This window comes from Oenococcus alcoholitolerans, assembly GCF_051852995.1.
GTDB lineage: Bacteria > Bacillota > Bacilli > Lactobacillales > Lactobacillaceae > Oenococcus > Oenococcus alcoholitolerans.
Window position 1 is genome coordinate 467,676 of sequence record NZ_CP176042.1, and the last position, 21,039, is coordinate 488,714.

The window sequence follows — 21,039 nt, forward strand, 5'->3', positions numbered from 1 at the left end:
GAATTTTAAACTGTTTGATATATTCGTTTATCTATTTAAGACTAAGGCTATTCCTAAAACGGATGTTAAAGTAAAAACCAAGAGAACTAATATAAGCATTAAATTAGATCCTTGTCTTTCTTTTTTAGAAAAAATTATTTCCAGAAGAGCTATCAAAATCAAAGCTGCGGCAATTTTTGCGACAGTTAAAATCGGTTGATTTTGAGCGCTTCTAAAAGCTGCTATTATTCCGCTGACAAATAGAGGCAGGTAAATTATTCTGGTGGTCAATATAAAATTTTTTTTAGGACCTTCAGCGGTTAAAGCTAGCGTTCCAAAAATTGCTAAAGCAAGGACAGATAAAAGATGAATTGAAATTACTATTTCCATACCTAATAATTCTATATCTTTTTGATTATTTTTATTGAATAGGTTATAAAAAAACAGCCTTTAAAGGCTGTTTTCATTACTATTAAAGCAATTAAATTTATTTTTTATTAGTTGGTGCAGTCTTATTGCTGCTGATGACCGCCCCTTGTTTCTTTCCAATTACTTTAATTTTATCACCATCCAAAACAGCTTCTAACTGATTGGTATTGGGATGATCAAGATAATAATCTGCTATCCGATCTTCGATTTGCTCTTGGACGACTCTTCTTAATGGACGTGCACCCATTTGCGGATCGTATCCTAAGTCGACCAATCTATTTTTAACATCTTCGTCAACGCTTACTTGGATGTTTTTAATCTTGAGCATCGAATTCATATTGTTTAACATCAAATTAACGATTTTATTAAGCTGATTCTTGTTGAGTTCGCTGAATTCAACGATCGCATCGAACCTATTTAAGAATTCTGGTTTGAAGTAGTTCTTCAGCTTCTCGATCAGGCGATTGTTTTCAGATCTTTCGCTGTTTTCAGCTTCTGCAGCGAATCCAACTTGATTAGATCCCACATCCCCGGTTCCGGCGTTGGAAGTTGCGATAATAATCGTATCTTTAAAGCTGACGACCCGTCCTTGCGAATCAGTTAATCTGCCGTCATCTAGTATTTGCAGAAAAGTATTTAAAACATTTTGATGAGCTTTTTCTATTTCATCTAAAAGAATCAATGAATAAGGGTGACGACGAACTTTTTCGGTTAATTGACCGGCATCTTCATATCCGACGTATCCGGCAGGTGCTCCGATCAGTTTAGAAATACTTTGAGGTTCCATATATTCAGACATGTCAAAACGTATCATTGCGTCTTCAGAACCAAACATTTCTCTTGCAAGCTGTTTAGCAGTTTCGGTTTTGCCAACTCCAGTAGGACCAACGAATAGAAATGATCCGATCGGCCGACCCGATTTAGTTAGGCCTATTCTATTTCTTCTAACTGCTCGAGCGATTCTTGCGACAGCTTTATCTTGACCAATGACCCTCTTTTCAAGGTTTTTATCAAGATCCCGAAGCTGTGTTGCTTCGTTTTTATTTATCTCGCCAACAGGGATCTTAGTTTGTTCTTCGATTATCTTGGTTATATCCGAAATGTTGACTTTTACGGCATTTGCAAGATTCTCGGGATTTGCTTCCGCAGCCTTTTTTTGTTTTTGAAGGGTATCGACCTGATCACGCCAATAACTAGCTTTTTCGTAATCTTCTTTTTCGATCGACTGCTGTTTCATCGCTTCGGCATTATTTATTTTTTGCTGTATTTCTTCGGGATTTATAAACTGTAGGTGCAAATTCTTGCGAGACCCGGCTTCATCGATCAAATCAATTGCTTTGTCGGGCAAAAAACGCTCTGGAATATAACGATCAGATAAATCTACAGCAGCTTTAAGCACATCATCTGAGTAGGTAACGTGGTGATAATCTTCGTATTTAGATTTTAACCCCTTCAGAATTTCAAAAGCTTCTTCTGGTGATGGTTCATCAACCATGACTTCTTGGAAACGGCGAGCGATCGCACCATCTTTTTCAATACTGCGATATTCTTTTAAAGTAGTTGCTCCAATAAGCTGGAATTCTCCGCGAGCCAGGGCAGGTTTTAATATATTTCCTGCATCCATACCGCCTTCAGCGTTCCCGGCTCCCATGATTTCGTGGATCTCATCTATAAATAGGATAACTTCTTTTCTTGATTCGACTTCTTTCATCAATTGCTGCATACGTGCTTCAAACTGCCCGCGCATGCTCGTTCCCTGAACTAATGAAACCATGTCTAAACGAATAATTTCTTTGTTCAAAAGCTTATCAGGAACTTTTTTAGCAACGATAGCTTGAGCCAATCCTTCGACGACAGAAGTTTTACCCACACCTGGTTCTCCGATCAGTACAGGATTATTTTTAGTACGGCGATTTAGTATTTCGATCGTGCGTTCTATTTCTTTATCTCTGCCGATCACAGGATCAAGCTTGCCCTTGCGGGCTTGTTCGGTAATATTTACTCCAAACTGTTCTAACAAGCCGTTCTTCTTTCTTCTATTATTGTTGCCGTTACTGTTGCCAGCTTGTGCGGTCCTGCCTTGATTTGAAGGTTGTTGCATATTTGCCATTTGGCCATTGAGCTGACGAAAAATATCATCAATGCTCATGTTTCCAAAAGCAAATGGATCATTGTTGTTGTAATCAGCCATTCTAGCCTCCACTCAATAAAAGATAAATTTCAAACAGCCGTTTTAACTTCTAAAACTGTTTGACCTTTATTGACCTTTGATTAAAATTATACACTGCTCTTTTTAATAGTCAAGAAAGGTCAGTATTATTTTTGCCCTTAATGCATGCTTATAGTTATTTAGTTATAATCGTTATAGCAAGAGTTTTTACCTATTGATCTTGAAATTGATGCTATGAGAAAATTTTTAATTTTTTTGTTTATAATCCTAGTTATTGCCGGTGCGGCTTTTTTTGCTTATGATAAATATCAGCAAAATCAAAAAAATACTTTTGATAAACTGAGAAACAAAGCTGCTATGCAGGTCAAAAGCGGTGATTATGCGCGCGCAAGCAATACTTTGAACGAGTCTTTAAACTTAGTCGATAAACAATCTAATATAGAGGCTAAAGTATCTCAAATATCTTCGTTTATTCAAGCTGATAATTTTGTGAAGGCAAAAAACTATAATGATGCTATTTTAAGTTTTCAGAAAGTTCAGACCTTTGGCAGAACTGGTGGATATTCGTTATTAGCAAGGCGGGCACAGGACAAAATATCACAAGTAAATCACATTATATCGCAGCAGAAAAAAGCCCAGGAGGAGTCTGAGCTAATTCAAAAAAAAGCTGAGCAGCAAGCACAATCAGAAGCAAAGCAAAAAGCATCGCTCTCGCAATGGACTAAACGTTATGCAGGACCTGACCAAATTCCTCAGATGATCGTTGATCAAGCTAGGATAAATATTAAAAATGCTGGTATGGATACTAATGGCGTACCAGATCAAGAGCTTAGAACAATGATTATAAGTGCTCAAAAAGCTAATCAAAATATTGTTGATTATTTTAGGCATCATCACAAGGGGAGACATTAATGGCTGAAGATTTTAAAGAACTTTTAGAAGAATTGCGATTGAAAAAAATAGATCAGTTTCAAGTCGACTCTCAAAATTTTCCTGATTTTTATAAAGTCTGGGCCGACTATAGTTACCATTCTTCGATAAAAGGTTTTGCAGAAAAAGGCGGAAAAATTATTTATAGACGCCAGGAAAAGGTAAAATAATCACAGAGCGTTTTTTTAAGTTTCTGATTTGTTTTGTGGAACTTTAGTTGTAAGCGCTTGCTTATTTTGAGATTATTGATAAACTTAATTAGTGAAATGGAGGAATTATGGTTTCAAAAGAATTTACAATCACTGCTGATTCTGGTTTGCATGCCCGTCCGGCAACGATGCTGGTTCAAAAAGCGTCAGAGTTCGATTCCAAGCTTACTTTGAGATATGACGGAAAAGAAGTTAACCTAAAATCTATTATGGGTGTTATGAGTTTGGGTGCTGGTAAAGATGCAAAAATCGAGATCGTCGCTGATGGGGATGATGCTCAAGCTGCTTTAGACGGAGTTGAGAGCACACTTAAAAGCGAGTCTTTGATTGGATAAGCAAGTTTTTTTGTTTTTATTATTTAAAAAAGCAGCTGTAAAGCTGCTTTTTTATCTACATGATATTCAAATGGATAAAACACTATTTTTCGTTCAAAGCAGCAGCTGCTTGCTCGTCAAGAACAACTGTCACATCTTGGTGTTTCTGAAGGATCGATGCAGGAACATTTTCGGTTATTGGTCCCATTATAAATTTTTTGACTGCATCGGCCTTCTCTGAACCAAAAGCCGCCAGGACGATTTTTTTTGATTTCATGATCGAGGCTATACCCATTGATATCGCTTTTTTGGGAACATCGCTTTCTTTTTTGAAAAAACGCGCATTAGCTTTAATAGTGCTTTCTGTTAAATCGGCGATATGCGTTTGACTGTTAAAAGAGCTGCCCGGTTCATTAAAACCTATATGTCCGTTGCGGCCGATGCCTAATATTTGCCAATCGATGGGATTTTCGGTAATAATTTTGTCGTATCTTTTTGTTTCATTTTCTAAATTACTGCTCAAGCCATTTGGAAGATATGATTCAGCAAATGGTTTTTTTAAAAAAAGATGTTCTTTCATAAAATAGTGGTAACTTTGCGGATCGCTAAATTTAAGACCCACATACTCATCCAGATTAATAGAAATTGATTTTGTCAGATCAAGGTCAGATTCTGTAACTAACTTATAAAAATCTTCTGGTGTAGATCCAGTTGCTAATCCGAATACTTTGCTGCCGCTATTTATTTCTTCACGAAAAAGTTGAAAAATTTTCTTTGAAGCTTGCTGCTTGTTTTCTTCAATTATTATTTTCATTTTTTCACCTCATATTTTATTATATTATAAAAAAGTCAAGAAAAAAATAAAATTGGTATATTAATTGGTATATATTTTAAGGAGCCAAAATGACAATAAAATTAATTGCTTTTGATTTAGATAATACTTTGTTAAATAGTAAAAAAGAAATCAGTCCAAGAAATGAAGATATTTTAAAAAAATTGCATGAAAAGGGGCTAAAAATAGTTTTAACGACTGGGAGACCGATCAAGGGGATCGTTCCATATATCGAACAGCTTGATTTGAAAAAAGAAGAAGATTTTTCAATCAATTTTAATGGCGGAACTGTTCAGCATAATGCTAGTCATAAAATTATTTCTAGCCGCTTTTTAACCAAAGAACAAATAAAACCGATTGCCGAGCTTGCCTTAAAAATGAAATTTCCGATCGATGTCGTTAGCATTGATAAGGGTTTTTCGGTAATTGATGTTGAAAAATCAGGATATCAAAAATTTATTCATGGTTTGATGGACTTTGTTGATCTGCCCTTCGCTGATTTACCTGAAAATTTAAAATATTATAAATTTGTTAGTCAAACTGATCCTGATAAAGTGCTGAAAATCCAAAAATATTTAAGTGATTATCCCTCGCTCACGATCGTAAAAAGTCGACCTAATTTGTTAGAATTCTTGCCTAAAGGAGTCAATAAGCAAAGCGGATTAAAAGAACTGCTTGCTCATTTCGGCTGGGATTTTAATAATTTGATGGCTTTTGGTGACCAGGAGAATGATCTGGGCATGATAAAGGCTGCTAAAGTCGGTGTAGCAGTTGCTAATGCTATCGATGAGGTCAAAAGGGAGGCTGACGTCATTACAAAAAATAATGATGAAGACGGCGTCGGCGTCTTTTTAGAAAAATATTTTGAAAACGTTTTCTAAAAAACGTTCATTTATACCCTTTTTGGGTCATAATGGAATTGTTTTAAGAAAACGCTACCAGAATGACTTTTGGTATAAATTAAATAAGTTTTCTAAAAATTACTTGGAGGATTTAAATGACTGAAACACAGACAAAGAAGTTGAAGGGGATCGCTGCTTCTGATGGAGTCGGAATCGCTAAAAGCTATCTTTTAGTTGATCCAGATCTTTCGTTCTCTTATAATCAAAAAGTTTCTGATTTGGATAATGAAAAAGATCGTTTAGACAAGGCTTTGGCAGATTCTAAGGATGATTTGCAGAAAATAAAGGCTAAAGCAGAAAAAAATCTTGGAAAAGACGAGGCTGAAGTTTTTGAAGCCCACCTAACTATTTTGTCCGATCCAGAGATGATTGCGGCCATCCAAGCCCAAATAACTGATAATAGTATAAATGCCGAGTCCGCTGTCAAAAATGTCACTGATCACTATGTTGCCACTTTCGAAGCAATGAAAGATAACGCTTATATGCAGGAAAGAGCAGGAGATATCCGCGACATAGCTAAAAGGATCATTAGCCATTTGCTGGGTGTGTCTTTGCCGAATCCCGCTTTGATAAATGAGGAAGTTATCGTTGTTGCCCATGATTTGACACCATCCGACACTGCCCAATTGGATCCGCAGTTTGTAAGAGGCATCGTGACAGATATGGGTGGTCGAACTGCTCACGCATCCATAATGGCGCGTTCATTAGAAATACCTGCTGTTGTTGGTACCGGTAATGCTATCGATAATATTAAAAATGGTGTTAATCTGATCGTTGACGGCGGGGCTGGAGATGTCTTGGTCGATCCAAACCAGGAAGAAGAAATCGTTTATGCTCGAAAAGTCGGCGAGTATTATGCAAGAAAACGTCAACAAGCTGAACTAAGAGATAAGCCTAGTCAATCAGCCGATGGTATTCACTTTGATGTCAATGCTAACATTGGTTCTCCTAAAGATCTTGATGCAGTCGTCAAAAATGGTGCCGAAGGCATCGGCTTGTTTAGAACCGAATTTTTGTTTATCGATTCAGATCATTTGCCAACTGAAGATGAACAGTTTGAGTCATACAAAGCTGCTCTTCAAGCATTAAAAGGCAAGCCTGTAACGGTAAGAACCATGGATATTGGCGGTGATAAGCAACTTAGTTATTGGAAACTGCCAAAAGAAGACAATCCGTTTCTCGGTTATCGTGCGATCCGTATATCGCTTAAACAAGATGATATATTCCGCACCCAACTTCGCGCATTGCTTAGAGCCTCAGTATATGGTGATCTTTGGATCATGTTCCCAATGATCGCAACCTTACAAGAGTTTAGAGATGCAAAAAAGATTTATGAAGAAGAACGTGATCGCCTCGTTAAAAACGGTACGAAAATTGCTGATAATATCAAACTTGGTATCATGGTGGAAATACCCGCTTCTGCTGTTTTAGCTGATCAGTTTGCCAAGGAAGTCGATTTCTTTTCGATCGGAACTAATGATTTGATTCAATATACAATGGCTGCTGACAGAGGAAATGATCGTGTTTCTTATTTGTATCAGCCTTATAACCCAGCCATTCTTCGTTTGATCAAGCATGTTATTGAATCGGCACATAATGAAAAGAAGTTTGTAGCTATGTGTGGTGAAATGGCAGGAGACCCGGTTGCTGTCCCTATTTTAATGGGATTAGGGCTTGACGAATTCTCCATGTCAGCATCATCAGTTTTGCCGACTAGGTCTTTGATGAAGAGTCTAAAAGTTTCTGATATGAAAGAACTTGCTGAAAAATCTGTAAATCAGCAAACGAACCAACAAGTTATCGATTTGGTAAAAAGCTATCAAAAATAATTTATTGAATAATTATTTATTTAAATTATAAAAACTCGCTGTGCGAGTTTTTTATTTTGCTGATTTTCCGATGACAAGTATAATAAGATACATGAATATCGGTTTATTTACTGATACTTATTTCCCTCAAATTTCAGGTGTAAGTACTAGTACTCAAATATTATCTCGTGAGCTTGAAAAACTTGGTAATAATGTATATATCTTTACCACCACTGACCCTAAAGTAAAACGCTCACAGTACGGTAAAGGATCGGAAAAAAATATTTATCGTTTTTCTTCTATCCCATATACCGGTTTTAAAGATCGAAGGATCGCTTTTCGCGGGTTTTTTGAAGCTATTGAAATCGCTAAAACTTTACGATTGGATATTGTCCATACACAAACTGAGTTCAGCTTAGGATTGATGGGCAAAATAGTTGCCCGTCAGTTAAAAATTCCCATCGTCCATACTTATCATACGATGTACCAAGACTATACTCACTATGTTATGAATGGTCGGCTGATCAAATCAGGAGGAGTCGAGGTCATAGTCAGATCCTATTTAAAATCAGTAAACGGAGTCGTTGCTCCAAGTCAACGAGTCTATGATACTTTACGCGGTTACGGCGTCAGCGCCCCGATGCCGATAATTCCGACCGGGGTCAGTTTCTGCCGCGATAAAGTCGATAGATCATCTGAACTAAGAAAAAAGTTACATATAAAATCTAAGCAACCGGTCATTCTTTCTTTAGGTAGAGTTGCTTTTGAAAAAAATATTGAAGAACTTATAAATATTTTGCCTGATGTATTAGAGGAGTTTAAGGATGCTGTTTTAGTTATCGCTGGGGATGGTCCGGCCAAATCGGAACTTCAAGATCATGCTAAGGCACTCGGATTAAATAAATTCGTTAAATTTGTTGGTATGGTAGAACACGACCAGGTTTATTCTTATTATCGAATGTCTGATGTCTTTGCTAGTGCGTCTACTTCTGAATCTCAAGGTCTGACTTTTATCGAAGCTATCAATGCTGACCGGCCATTCGTTGCAATGGAAAATACTTACTTGGAACAAATAACTAATTCTAAAGAGATAGGTACTATAGTCAGTGATGACGATCAAATGGCTGAGGCGATCAAATATTATTTGGCTCACCCTGAACTTAAAAAGGAAAGCGATCAAAGAAACTCTGTGTTGGATAAAGTCAGCGCAGATCGTTTTGGAAATGATGTTTTGGAATTTTATAAGCAGATCTTAAAGAATTTTCAGCCGTCTGTCTCTAAAATTTCATTAGAGCCGACCGACGATGAAGTAAGTTATGCTAAGCAGTTATTTAATAGATTATCGTTTCCGCAAATGGCAAAGTTGAATTTTCTTAAAAGCAAAAAAAATAAAAAAAAGGATAAATAGTAGAATAGATTGAATGAAAGTTTTACAGTACTTTGAAAACCCTTCTTTGATCAAAAAATCAGGGATCGGACACGCTCAAAAGCTCCAGCAAGAAGAATTGTCGTTCACAGACGTTGAAGTTACGACTTCGCCTCATTCCTCGGATTATGATTTGGTCGATATCAACACCTATGGACCCAAATCTTTTTTTATGGCTAGACACGCCCATAAAAATAGCAAAGCGGTCGTCTATCATGCTCATTCAACTTATGAAGATTTTCGTAATTCTTTTATTTTGTCTAATTTTTTTGCACCATTTTTTAAAAAGCATCTTATTAATTCGTATAAACAAGCGGATCTCATAATAACTCCAACTGTTTACTCAAAAAAATTATTAGAATCATATGGTCTTAAGCAGCCTATAATACCTATATCTAATGGAGTCAGAGTTTCAGATTATGGATATCGGCCGGATAACGTTATTGCTTTCCGAAAATTTTTAGGTTTGTCTCATGATGATAAGAGAAAGATCGTTTTATCTGTAGGACTTTTTTTTGCAAGAAAGGGAATATTAGATTTTATTGAACTTGCCAGAAGAAACCCTGAGTACATTTTTGTTTGGCTGGGCAATACGAATTTAAGCATCATCCCTTCTAAAATTCGAAAAGCAGTATTAAAGTTCCATCCTGATAATTGCTTATTTCCGGGTTATTTGAATGGATCAGACCTTTTTGGCGCTTATTCAGATTCTGACCTGTTTCTTTTTCCTAGTTACGAGGAGACCGAAGGGATCGTTGTACTCGAAGCACTTGCAAGTCGTCAAAAGCTGTTGGTAAGAGATATACCTGTTTATAACGATTGGCTTTATGATGGCAAAAATTGTTATAAGGCTTCGTCTATCGATGAATTTGATGATAAATTAAATTTAATACTTCATGACCAGCTGCCGGATTTGTCTGATGCCGGTTTTGCGACTGCAGAATCTAGGGATGTTTCCAAAATAGGCAAAAAAATAAAAAATGCTTATCAAGAAGCGTTATCTTTATTTGAAACTAAAAAGGGGATTCAATGACAAAAAAACAAAAATTTTTCTGGCTTCTATTCACCTTATTCATTGGTGCTGTCGTATTCATTTATAGTTTTAACGATGTTGATTTTAGGGAATTTTCTGGTTTATTTAAGCAGACCAACTATTTTTGGCTTATATTAGCGCTTTTGTTGATCATTTTTTACTATTTTTCTATGTCATGGACATTAGATATTTTATTAGGCAAGGATAATAAGGCCAGTGCTTGGGGATTGATCAGAATTCCTTTTATGGAACAATTCGGCAATGGAATAACTCCTTTTTCTTTTGGCGGGCAACCCCTTCAGATATTAGGACTTAACCAAGCTGGTATACCTGTTGGACAAGCGAGTTCTATTTCTTTGATGAAGTTTGTCATATACCAGGGGATGATCGTTGTTGCTTTTTTGATTTGTTTGATTTTTGGCTATCAATATGTTGCCGATCACATGCTGTCGATGACCGGTTTAGTTATTTTTGGTTTAGTTATACATATCCTGGTTTTATTGGCCCTTATTTCTATTATGTTTTTTCCTCCAGTTACAAAAAAGATAGCCGATCTATGTTTGAAACCTTTTTCCTTTTTTCTTAGCGATGATCAAATCACTTCAATAAGAAAAAAATTAGATGATAAGATAGTTGAATTTCATGATGTGTCTGAACAATTATTATCTAATCCAAAAAAAATTCTAGCCGCTTCATTAGTAACTCTTTTACAACTTTTTTTGTTTTATTCGATTCCATATTTTATTCTTCTAGCTGTACATGCTGATAACGCTGATTTTATGTTTATAATCGCCTTAAATGTTATTCTTACCTTGGCGATTTCTATATTCCCGGTGCCAGGAGGTAGCGGGGGAGCTGAAGCTGGTTTTGCTTTGCTTTTTTCCAGTTTTTTGTCAAACCATACAGTTACTATTTTTGCAATGCTTTTATGGAGGATAATTACTTATTACTTTGGCATTTTTGCAGGGTTGATAGCGTATAATGTATTACCGAATAATCGGCATGGAAAAAATAATGACAAAAAGTAATTCAGAAATCGAACCTATTTTGAATAGACTCAATGCAATGGTCAAAGACAATACTAAAGAAATCCAAGTCAGGAATTTTGATATGTATGGAATAAATTTAGTACGCGTAAGTTTTGATCATACAAAGCAGATATTTACAGTAAAAGAATTTCGTCAGCAGCAAATCTTTGAATTTGATAATATCGATTTAGCGGCTATCGACATTTATGAAATAATGCATGAAATGAAATTAACTTTTTAAACTTATGTTAAAAAAAATCTATAAACAAATAAAAATAATTATTTCCAACCATAAATTATCACCGATCACATCGTTTTTTTTAATCAATCTTTTTTTTATTGAGTTAAAAACAGTAATTCAATATTTTGTTAACTTTAATTTAGGTATAAAAGGTCCGACTCAAGTTTTGATCGCCATTTTAAATCCTCTGCCAAGTGCGATCATTTTGTTGAGTATTGCACTCTATTTTCGCGGGTATTTAGCTTATTGGTTAATGATATTGATGAATATTATTCAGAGCTTATGGCTTTTTGCTAATGTTTTATACTATCGAGAATTCAGTGATTTTTTGTCTTTATCTATAATCTCGTCTGGTTCTTCAGTAGGAGAAAATCTTAGCAAGTCTATAGCTGGGATCGTTCATTTATCCGATTTTCTTGTTTTTTTGGATATCTTAGTTCTTATAGTTTTACTTATTTTCAAACAAATAAAGGTCGATACCAACGGTATCAGAAAGAAATTTTCTGTTTTGACCAGTCTGCTTGGTTTTGTTTCGGTTTTTGCTGTTTTTGGTCTCGCAAGTTCTGATAGATCAGGCCTTTTAACCCGAACTTTTGACAATAATTATATTGTCAAATATCTTGGTCTCAATGAATACGCTGCTTTTAACGCGCTTCAAACTCATAGTCAAGCTCAAAGCAGAAAAAGAGCAAGCAGTTCCCAATTAAAACCGATTTCAAAATGGGTCTCTAAAAATAGAGCTGCTGATAATGTTAAATACTTTGGTATCGACAAAGGGCGGAATGTCATAGTCTTTCATCTTGAATCTTTCCAACAATTTTTGATCGGCATGAAAGTTGATGGTCAAGAAGTCACTCCCAATTTGAATAATTTTTTTCATGATCAACATACTATTGCCTTTGATAATTTTTATCATCAGGTAGGACAAGGAAAAACTTCTGATGCTGAAATGATGTTGGATAATTCTCTCTTTGGCCTTCCTTCGGGATCGGCAATGGTCAAATATGGTTCAACCAATACTTTCCAATCGGTCCCGGCTATTTTGGATCAAAGAGGATATACAAGCGCTGCTTTTCATGGGGATGTGCCATCTTTTTGGAACCGTAATAATGCATATAAATCATGGGGATATGATTATTTCTTCAGCAAAAGTTTTTATCCTAATGCAAATAATTCTGATTACAATTTGGGCTATGGCATGCTTGACAAAATTTTCCTTAAAGATTCTTCTAAATATTTATCCCAGCTGCCGCAACCGTTTTACGCAAAAATAATTACTGTTACTAATCACTATCCTTATGAAACTAATAGGGAAATTTCAAGTCAATTCCCGGCAACCACTACAGGAGATCGTACTGTCGACCATTATGTTCAAACTGCCCACTATTTAGACTCTGCTTTTGGTGAGTTTTTGCAGTGGCTTAAAGATTCCGGCCTGTATAATAATAGCCTGATCTATGTTTACGGCGATCATTACGGAATTTCCGAAAATCATCAACCGGCTATTGCTCAGCTACTAAAAAAAGATGATGATAAAGTAACTAATTATGATCTAGCTCAGTTTCAAAAAGTTCCTTTTATGATTCATGCTAATAATTTGCCGGGCGGTATCAATCATACTTACGGTGGAGAGATAGATGTTGCTCCAACTCTTTTCGATCTGTTAGGTGTACCAAATAATTATATTCAGTTTGGCAGCGACCTTCTCTCTCCCGACCACAAACAAATCGTTAGTTTTAGAAATGGTGATTTCGTAACTCCTAAAATAATCAAAATGAATGACAGCTACTGGAACACGATTACTGGTCAACGAATTTTGTTTTCTTCTATATCGAAGAGCGAAAAGAAATTTATCGAATCCACTCAAGATTATGTTGATCAGCAACTGGGCTATTCTGACCAGGTCATAACAGGCGACTTATTAAGATTTGAAAAAAATCCAACGTTTAAAAAGGTAAATGTTAAAAATTTTGATTATACATATCAAAAAATTATTTCTAATTTAAGAAATTCTTTCAAAACTAATCCAAGCTCCATAGAAGCAAAAAATAACAATGCAAAAATTTACAAAAAATATAAAACAAGTGAAATTTTGATTCAATCAAAAAACAGAATCAAGGCATATTTTAAATCGATAAAAAGTTCTAAGGAATCATCTGATTCTAGTAATAGCAATGGTTCATCAGCTTCTATCGATACATCGCAGCCTTAATTTCCCCCCCGTTTTTTCTACCTCACAAAAATTTGTGAGGTTTTTTTGTATTTTTCCTTGACCTTCGCTGTAAATGGCGGTAATATATTTAAGTCAGCTCGTTGATGTGTTCCTTGCTTGTTAGATCAGGTAAGGAGCTGCGAAAAAGAATTTAAAAAAGTTCTTGACATTCGTTAAAAACGCTGGTATTATTAAATAGTTGCTTTCGTAAGTGACGCAGCACTTTGAAAACTGAACAGAACAATGACAAACAAATTGTGTAGGGTTCTAATTGGGTCTTTGATCCAATTGGATAAATTGATTCATTAATTTGCGAAGTCAATTCGTAATACAAAAAACAATAAATTACGGACCTTTTTTAAAAAAAGTCAGTAGTTGATTTTGAACGCTAAGTTCAGACTTTTACTTTAATATGAGAGTTTGATCCTGGCTCAGGATGAACGCTGGCGGCGTGCCTAATACATGCAAGTCGTACGCTAGTCGCCGACATGATCTCTTCGGAGTGATTGAAGGCATATGGCTAGAGTGGCGAACTGGTGAGTAACACGTAAGAAACCTGCCCTTCAGTGGGGGATAACATTTGGAAACAGATGCTAATACCGCGTAACAACGCATTACACATGTTTTGCGTTTAAAAGATCCTTTTGGATCGCTGATGGATGGTCTTGCGGCGTATTAGTTAGTTGGTGGGGTAAAGGCCCACCAAGACGATGATGCGTAGCCGAGTTGAGAGACTGGCCGGCCACATTGGGACTGAGACACTGCCCAAACTCCTACGGGAGGCTGCAGTAGGGAATTTTCCGCAATGCACGAAAGTGTGACGGAGCGACGCCGCGTGTGTGATGAAGGCTTTCGGGTCGTAAAGCACTGTTGCGAGGGAAGAATGACCAGATTCAGAGAAAGTTTCTGGCTTGACGGTACCTCGCCAGAAAGGGATGGCTAAATACGTGCCAGCAGCCGCGGTAATACGTATGTCCCGAGCGTTATCCGGATTTATTGGGCGTAAAGCGAGCGCAGACGGTTTATTAAGTCTGATGTGAAAGCCCGGGGCTCAACCCCGGAAGGGCATTGGAAACTGGTTTACTTGAGTGCGATAGAGGCAAGTGGAACTCCATGTGTAGCGGTGAAATGCGTAGATATATGGAAGAACACCAGTGGCGAAGGCGGCTTGCTAGATCGTAACTGACGTTGAGGCTCGAAAGTATGGGTAGCAAACGGGATTAGATACCCCGGTAGTCCATACCGTAAACGATGGGTGCTAGTTGTTAAGAGGTTTCCGCCTCATAGTGACGTAGCTAACGCATTAAGCACCCCGCCTGAGGAGTACGGCCGCAAGGCTAAAACTTAAAGGAATTGACGGGGACCCGCACAAGCGGTGGAGCATGTGGTTTAATTCGAAGATACGCGAAAAACCTTACCAGGTCTTGACATCCTGCTGACCGGTCTTGTAATGAGATCTTTTCTTTTGAACAGCAGTGACAGGTGGTGCATGGTCGTCGTCAGCTCGTGTCGTGAGATGTTGGGTTAAGTCCCGCAACGAGCGCAACCCTTGTTATTAGTTGCCAGCATTTAGTTGGGCACTCTAATGAGACTGCCGGTGATAAACCGGAGGAAGGTGGGGACGACGTCAGATCATCATGCCCCTTATGACCTGGGCAACACACGTGCTACAATGGGAAGTACAACGAGTTGCCAACCGGTGACGGTGAGCTAATCTCTTAAAACTTCTCTCAGTTCGGACTGGAGTCTGCAACTCGACTCCACGAAGTCGGAATCGCTAGTAATCGCGAATCAGCATGTCGCGGTGAATACGTTCCCGGGTCTTGTACACACCGCCCGTCAAATCATGGAAGTCGGAAGTACCCAAAGTCGCTTGGCTAACTTCGGAGGCCGGTGCCTAAGGTAAAACCGATGACTGGGATTAAGTCGTAACAAGGTAGCCGTAGGAGAACCTGCGGCTGGATCACCTCCTTTCTAAGGATAATCGGAAACCTGCACTGATTTTGATATCAAATTTGTTTGTCTGTTCTGTTCGGTTTTCAGAGCGTTGCCCTGAGAACAGCAACTGGGGAATTAGCTCAGCTGGGAGAGCACCTGCTTTGCAAGCAGGGGGTCATCGGTTCGAACCCGATATTCTCCATTGGCATTGATTGCCAATTGTACATTGATAACTGAATAGTAATTTTAATTTCTTGTTAATTTAAATCCTGCCGTCTAATCGACATCGGGCGGCAGGTAATTGAACCGAGAAATTCACTTCGATAAAAGTAACTGAAAAGTTACCGCTAATAAATATCTATTAATTTAGATCTCATATTTTATTGGCTGATCGTGAAGCATTTGCTTCATAGGTTAAGTTAATAAGGGCGCACGGTGGATACCTTGGCACTAGCAGGCGATGAAGGACGTGACTAACTACGATATGCCTCGGTTAGCTGTAAGTAAGCTTACCCGGGGATCTCCGAATGGGGCAACCCGATCTTAATGATCATCATTCTTTTGAATTCATAGATTGAATGAGGCGACACGCTGTGAACTGAAACATCTCAGTAGCAGCAGGAAAGTAAAGAAATTTCGATTCCGTCAGTAGCGGCGAGCGAACGCGGAAGAGCCCAAACCTGGATGCTTGCATCCAGGGGTTGTAGGACTGATGTTGAGTTACAAAGGCAGCAGATAGCTGAATCAGTTGGGAAGCTGATCCATAGAGGGTGATAGACCCGTAAGCGAAATCTCCTGCTCTCTAATCAGGATCCTGAGTACGGCCCAGCACGTGAAATTGGGTCGGAATCTGGGAGGACCATCTCCCAAGGCTAAATACTAGCTAGTGACCGATAGTGAACCAGTACCGTGAGGGAAAGGTGAAAAGAACCCCGGAAGGGGAGTGAAATAGTTCTTGAAACCGTGTGCTTACAAGAAGTTCGAGGCCGTTAATGGCTGAGAGCGTGCTTTTTGTAGAATGAACCGGAGAGTTACGATTACGTGCAAGGTTAAGGTGCAAAGACTGGAGCCGTAGCGAAAGCGAGTCTGAATAGGGCGCTTCAGTACGTGGTTGTAGACCCGAAACCGAGTGACCTATCCATGGTCAGGTTGAAGGTGGGGTAATACCTACTGGAGGACCGAACAAGTGGGTGTTAAAAAACCCTTTGATGAACTGTGGATAGCGGTGAAATTCCAATCGAACTCGGAGATAGCTGGTTCTATCCGAAATACATTTAGGTGTAGCCTTGCATTTAGCTTACTGGAGGTAGAGCACTTTTTGATCTAGGGGCCCTTTCTGGGTTACCAAAATCAGATAAACTCCGAATGCCAGCTAAGTATATGCAGGAGTCAGACGGTGAGTGATAAGATCCATCGTCAAAAGGGGAACAGCCCAGATCACCAGTTAAGGTCCCTAAATATATGCTAAGTGGAAAACGTTGTGAAGGTGCGTAGACAACTAGGAGGTTGGCTCAGAAGCAGCCATCCTTTAAAGAGTGCGTAATAGCTCACTAGTCGAGTGCTCTTGCGCGGATAATGTACCGGGGCTAAGCATATTACCGAAACTGTGGATGCGTAAGCATGGTAGGATAGCGTAGTTAATGCAATGAAGGATGACCGTAAGGACATGTTGGAGCGTTAACTAGTGAGAATTCCGGTATGAGTAGCGAAAGATAGGTGAGAATCCTATCCACCGAATGAGTAAGGTTTCCCCCGGAAGGCTCGTCCGCGGGGGGTTAGTCGGGACCTAAGGCGAGGCTGAGAAGCGTAGTCGATGGACAACAGGTTGATATTCCTGTACCGATATTGAATTGCCGATGGAAGGACGCAGAAGGATAGCACAGGCCACTATTGGATGTGGTTTTAAGCAGTTAGTCTGTATAAGAGTCAAATGCTTTTATACTTAAGGATAAGCTGTGAAGGTACCAAGTTTACTTGGGAATTGTGTGACTTCACGCTGCTGAAAAAAGTTTCGTAGGAAGAAGATATCGCCCGTACCGCAAACCGACACAGGTACTCGAGTGGAGAACACTAAGGTGAGCGAGTGAACTATTGTTAAGGAACTCTGCAAAATGAGTCCGTAACTTCGGAAGAAGGACTGCTGGCATTTGCCAGCCGCAGCGAATAGGCCCAAGCAACTGTTTATCAAAAACACAGGTTTCTGCAAAATCGTAAGATGAAGTATAGGGGCTGACGCCTGCCCAGTGCTGGAAGGTTAAAAGGAGGACTTAGCTTCGGCGAAGGTCTGAATTGAAGCCCCAGTGAACGGCGGCCGTAACTATAACGGTCCTAAGGTAGCGAAATTCCTTGTCGGGTAAGTTCCGACCCGCATGAAAGGCGTAATGATTTGGGCGCTGTCTCGACAATAGACTCGGTGAAATTTAAATTCCAGTGAAGATGCTGGGTACCCGCGACAGGACGGAAAGACCCCGTGGAGCTTTACTGTAGCTTGATATTGAATGTTTGTGCTGCATGTGCAGGATAGGTAGGAGACTTTGAAGTCGGAACGCTAGTTTCGATCGAGTCACCCTTGAGATACTACCCTTGTTGTATGAACGTTCTAACTCTGATCAGTTATCCTGATCGAAGACAGTGTCTGGCAGGCAGTTTGACTGGGGCGGTCGCCTCCTAAATAATAACGGAGGCGCTCAAAGGTTTGCTCAGAATGGTTGGAAATCATTCTTTGCGTGTAAAGGCATAAGCAAGCTTGACTGTGAGATCGACAGATCGAGCAGGTACGAAAGTAGGACTTAGTGATCCGGTGGTTCCGTATGGAAGGGCCATCGCTCAACGGACAAAAGCTACCCCGGGGATAACAGGCTCATCTCCCCCAAGAGTCCACATCGACGGGGAGGTTTGGCACCTCGATGTCGGCTCATCGCATCCTGGGGCTGTAGTCGGTCCCAAGGGTTGGGCTGTTCGCCCATTAAAGCGGTACGCGAGCTGGGTTCAGAACGTCGTGAGACAGTTCGGTCCCTATCCGTCGTGGGCGCAGGAAATTTGAGAGGATCTGTCCTTAGTACGAGAGGACCGGGATGGACATACCTCTGGTGTACCAGTTGTTCTGCCAAGAGCACCGCTGGGTAGCTATGTATGGATTAGATAATCGCTGAAGGCATCTAAGTGAGAAACTAACCTCAAGATGAGATTTCCCATTCGTTAGAAGTAAGACCCCTGAGAGACGATCAGGTAGATAGGCTAGAAGTGGAAGCGTAGTGATGCGCGCAGCGGACTAGTACTAATAGGTCGAGGACTTAACCAAGTAATTATCGTGGTTCGGTTCAAGGTTAATGGATTTTAAGATTACTATTCGGTTATCAGTGTACAAGCACTGGTGTCGTATTTATTCCGGTGAGGTCACACCTGTTCCCATTCCGAACACAGTAGTTAAGCTCACCCGGGCCCAAGGTAGTTACAGGAACGCCTGTTGCGAGATTAGGTCGATGCGATGCAAAAAGCACCTTCGGGTGCTTTTTTTGTGTCTATTTGTATGTTGTGTTTGCTTATAGCCCTTGGATCTATTAAAAAAGCAGCTTGAGCCGCTTTTATGTTTGTGCTGTATTGGTCTGTGTTTATATCTTTTTCAGTAATTTGGTCTGTGTTTGGTCTGTGTTTATATCTGTTTCAGCAAGCTGTCGGTCTATTCAAGGCCGGAGCTGTCTTTTGGCAGCTTTTTAGCGGCCTGGGCCATCAATTCGGCCAAGTGGTCAGTCACCTGGCTGGGCTGGGTCGTATAGTACTGTTGGCTTAAAGACCGGGCACTGGCCGAGTGGAGGTAGACGGCAGCTTGGATGGTGTTATAAATGCTTAAAATTTGCAATAATAGCATTATGCAAAATAAAATACCGAATGTATTAACTATAGCTGGTTCGGATTCAGACGGATCTTCTGGTCTGCAGGCTGATTTGAAAACTTTTTTTGCGCGAAAAGTTTATGGAACAAGTGTACTTGTAACATCATTGGCTGCAAATCATTATGGTGTGAAGTCAAAGCTGGATTTTCCGCTAAAATTTATAAGCGATCAATTTGATTCGATAAATCAAGAATTTGAAATAGATGCTGTAAAAACTGGTTTTTTATCAAATTATAAAATTGTTGATTTAGTAGCAAGAAAAATTTCACAGGCAAATTTTGGTTTTTGCTTGGTAGATCCTGTAATGGTTAGCAAGCACGGTGTCCAGTTACTTGATTCTAAAGCTGTTGATTATTTAACAGAAAAATTAATTCCCTTAGCAGATTTAGTTACTCCTAATTTTTTTGAAGCCGAAAAATTTTTTGGTCAAAAAATAAAGAATAGGGAACAAGTTGAACAAGCTGCTCGTAAAATAAAATCATTTGGCTGCAAAAACGTAATTATTAAAGGTTTTCATCAACCAGAGTCCCAACAAAAAATAGTAAGTGATTACATATTGCTTGAAAATGAACCGGGATTTTATCTTTCTGAAAAATTTTCATCAACTAAGCAAAACAACGGTTCCGGTGATACTTTTTCGTCTATAATCATTGCAGAGATCGCAAAGGGCAAAAGTTTAAAAAGAGCGATACAAATTGCTAAAAGATTAACTTTTTTAGCGATTTCAAATCCGATAAAAGGATTTAAAGAATTTGGTGCGATAAACCATTGGGAGATAATTTAGGATCGTAAAATGGAGCAATTAAGGATTTATTTTTCTAAACATGCAATAGTTGCCAGGGCAGGAGCTGCGATTATATATGGCATTTTAGTTGGTATTGCGATGAATTTTTTCTGGAAAGAAGGAAATATATATTCAAGTGGTTTTAACGGATTAAGCCAGCTGGTTGGCTATTTCTTTCCAGTATCCTTTCTTCCTTGGATAATTCTTATCGTCAATATACCGATGACGGCTCTGGCTTGGATAATGATAAATCATAGACTAGCTTTCTTTGAACTGTTTGCTATTGCCTGTTCATCTTTTTTTATTGCTTGGATAGTTCAACCTGCTAAGCCCTTGGCCACAGACCCGCTTATGTGTGCTCTTTTTGGCGGAGTTCTTAATGGATTTGCAACTGGTTTTGCTTTAAGGAATGGTGTTGCCACCGGCGGGCTAGACGTTTTTGAAATACTGGGAAAACGAATATGGAATATAAAAGTTTTCCCTATCAATGTATCTTTTAATCTTTTAGTGATGTTGGGGTCTGGTTTTCAACATGGCTGGCGTTATGCTCTTTATTCGATTATTGGTATTGTAGTTTCTGCTTGGATAACATCGATCGTTTATGCTCAACAGCAGCAAGTGCAAGCAATGATCGTAACTAATGATAAAGATAAAATGGCTCAGGCCATACAGGACCATTTAAGGCGCGGAGTTACTCTTTTAGATGACGCGAAGGGCGCCTATCTGCATGATTCAAAGCAGGTGATTTTTGTAGTGATAACTCTTGAAGAAAGATATACTTTAAGCCAAGTTATAAAAAAGACTGACCCTAAAGCTTTTGCTTCGTTTTGGAAAGTAGATCATACGATCGGTAATTTTTATGAAAAAGAAGTTTAATGATCATTTAAAAATTGTTATATTTTTTCCTGTATA

General features: G+C 38.8%; 16 protein-coding genes, 1 tRNA gene and 3 rRNA genes. 16 read left to right on the forward strand and 4 right to left on the reverse strand.

All coding sequences use genetic code 11. The features are described from left to right. Positions 1 to 27 precede the first annotated feature (27 nt). Complete coding sequence (locus tag ACKP2L_RS02870) at positions 28 to 369, reverse strand: DUF1516 family protein (RefSeq protein ID WP_439425876.1); 342 nt, start codon at positions 367 to 369, stop codon at positions 28 to 30. Between the two features lie 97 nt (positions 370 to 466). Then, positions 467 to 2,599: an ATP-dependent Clp protease ATP-binding subunit gene (locus tag ACKP2L_RS02875; protein WP_439425877.1), complete on the reverse strand. Its 2,133-nt coding sequence runs from the start codon at positions 2,597 to 2,599 to the stop codon at positions 467 to 469. A gap of 213 nt (positions 2,600 to 2,812) precedes the next feature. Here ACKP2L_RS02875 and ACKP2L_RS02880 point away from each other — a divergent pair, with 213 nt between their 5' ends. From ACKP2L_RS02880 to ACKP2L_RS02890, 3 genes are all read left to right on the forward strand, one after another. After that, positions 2,813 to 3,490 carry a hypothetical protein gene (locus tag ACKP2L_RS02880; protein WP_439425878.1) on the forward strand — a complete coding sequence of 226 codons (678 nt, stop codon included), beginning with the start codon at positions 2,813 to 2,815 and terminating at the stop codon, positions 3,488 to 3,490. Then, complete coding sequence (locus tag ACKP2L_RS02885; RefSeq protein WP_439425879.1) at positions 3,490 to 3,678, forward strand: hypothetical protein; 189 nt, start codon at positions 3,490 to 3,492, stop codon at positions 3,676 to 3,678. Before ACKP2L_RS02880 ends, ACKP2L_RS02885 begins: the two co-directional genes overlap by 1 nt. Before the next feature lie 107 nt (positions 3,679 to 3,785). Continuing rightward, positions 3,786 to 4,052, forward strand: a complete 267-nt coding sequence (locus ACKP2L_RS02890; RefSeq protein WP_439425880.1) for a phosphocarrier protein HPr — start codon at positions 3,786 to 3,788, stop codon at positions 4,050 to 4,052. Positions 4,053 to 4,134: 82 nt separating this feature from the next. On the opposite strand, the gene nagB is transcribed toward ACKP2L_RS02890, so the two are convergent. Continuing rightward, positions 4,135 to 4,845: a glucosamine-6-phosphate deaminase gene (gene nagB, locus ACKP2L_RS02895; RefSeq protein ID WP_439425881.1), complete on the reverse strand. Its 711-nt coding sequence runs from the start codon at positions 4,843 to 4,845 to the stop codon at positions 4,135 to 4,137. Between the two features lie 89 nt (positions 4,846 to 4,934). Between nagB and ACKP2L_RS02900 the strand changes: the two genes are divergently transcribed. From ACKP2L_RS02900 to rrf, 11 genes are all read left to right on the forward strand, one after another. Next, positions 4,935 to 5,744 (forward strand): Cof-type HAD-IIB family hydrolase, encoded by an 810-nt coding sequence (locus ACKP2L_RS02900; protein WP_439425882.1) that lies wholly within the window; start codon positions 4,935 to 4,937, stop codon positions 5,742 to 5,744. A 116-nt stretch (positions 5,745 to 5,860) separates the two neighbouring features. Then, entirely contained in the window at positions 5,861 to 7,594 is a 1,734-nt protein-coding gene (gene ptsP, locus ACKP2L_RS02905; protein WP_439425883.1) for a phosphoenolpyruvate--protein phosphotransferase, read from the forward strand. A 91-nt stretch (positions 7,595 to 7,685) separates the two neighbouring features. Next, positions 7,686 to 8,981, forward strand: coding sequence for a glycosyltransferase (locus ACKP2L_RS02910; RefSeq protein ID WP_439425884.1), 1,296 nt, complete (start codon positions 7,686 to 7,688; stop codon positions 8,979 to 8,981). Positions 8,982 to 8,994: 13 nt separating this feature from the next. After that, positions 8,995 to 10,032: a glycosyltransferase family 4 protein gene (locus ACKP2L_RS02915; RefSeq protein ID WP_439425885.1), complete on the forward strand. Its 1,038-nt coding sequence runs from the start codon at positions 8,995 to 8,997 to the stop codon at positions 10,030 to 10,032. Then, positions 10,029 to 11,060 (forward strand): lysylphosphatidylglycerol synthase transmembrane domain-containing protein, encoded by a 1,032-nt coding sequence (locus tag ACKP2L_RS02920; RefSeq protein ID WP_439425886.1) that lies wholly within the window; start codon positions 10,029 to 10,031, stop codon positions 11,058 to 11,060. The genes ACKP2L_RS02915 and ACKP2L_RS02920 overlap by 4 nt, the downstream gene beginning before the upstream one ends. After that, positions 11,047 to 11,301: a YkuJ family protein gene (locus ACKP2L_RS02925; RefSeq protein WP_439425887.1), complete on the forward strand. Its 255-nt coding sequence runs from the start codon at positions 11,047 to 11,049 to the stop codon at positions 11,299 to 11,301. Before ACKP2L_RS02920 ends, ACKP2L_RS02925 begins: the two co-directional genes overlap by 14 nt. Positions 11,302 to 11,305: 4 nt before the next feature. Then, a complete protein-coding gene (locus tag ACKP2L_RS02930) occupies positions 11,306 to 13,513 on the forward strand; it encodes an LTA synthase family protein (RefSeq protein WP_439425888.1) in 2,208 nt (735 codons plus the stop codon). A 408-nt stretch (positions 13,514 to 13,921) separates the two neighbouring features. Next, positions 13,922 to 15,487: ribosomal RNA gene (locus ACKP2L_RS02935) — 16S ribosomal RNA — on the forward strand. A gap of 93 nt (positions 15,488 to 15,580) precedes the next feature. After that, a tRNA-Ala gene (locus tag ACKP2L_RS02940) sits at positions 15,581 to 15,653 on the forward strand. Between the two features lie 210 nt (positions 15,654 to 15,863). Continuing rightward, positions 15,864 to 18,752 (forward strand): 23S ribosomal RNA (locus tag ACKP2L_RS02945). 73 nt (positions 18,753 to 18,825) lie between these two features. Beyond that, positions 18,826 to 18,942: ribosomal RNA gene (gene rrf, locus ACKP2L_RS02950) — 5S ribosomal RNA — on the forward strand. Together the 16S, 23S and 5S rRNA genes with 1 tRNA gene alongside form the textbook arrangement of a ribosomal RNA operon. 188 nt (positions 18,943 to 19,130) lie before the next feature. On the opposite strand, the gene ACKP2L_RS02955 is transcribed toward rrf, so the two are convergent. Beyond that, positions 19,131 to 19,319 (reverse strand): hypothetical protein, encoded by a 189-nt coding sequence (locus tag ACKP2L_RS02955; RefSeq protein ID WP_439425889.1) that lies wholly within the window; start codon positions 19,317 to 19,319, stop codon positions 19,131 to 19,133. Positions 19,320 to 19,395: 76 nt separating this feature from the next. Here ACKP2L_RS02955 and thiD point away from each other — a divergent pair, with 76 nt between their 5' ends. Then, positions 19,396 to 20,127 carry a bifunctional hydroxymethylpyrimidine kinase/phosphomethylpyrimidine kinase gene (gene thiD, locus ACKP2L_RS02960; RefSeq protein ID WP_439425890.1) on the forward strand — a complete coding sequence of 244 codons (732 nt, stop codon included), beginning with the start codon at positions 19,396 to 19,398 and terminating at the stop codon, positions 20,125 to 20,127. A gap of 9 nt (positions 20,128 to 20,136) precedes the next feature. Beyond that, positions 20,137 to 21,003 (forward strand): YitT family protein, encoded by an 867-nt coding sequence (locus ACKP2L_RS02965; RefSeq protein ID WP_439425891.1) that lies wholly within the window; start codon positions 20,137 to 20,139, stop codon positions 21,001 to 21,003. Positions 21,004 to 21,039: the final 36 nt, after the last annotated feature.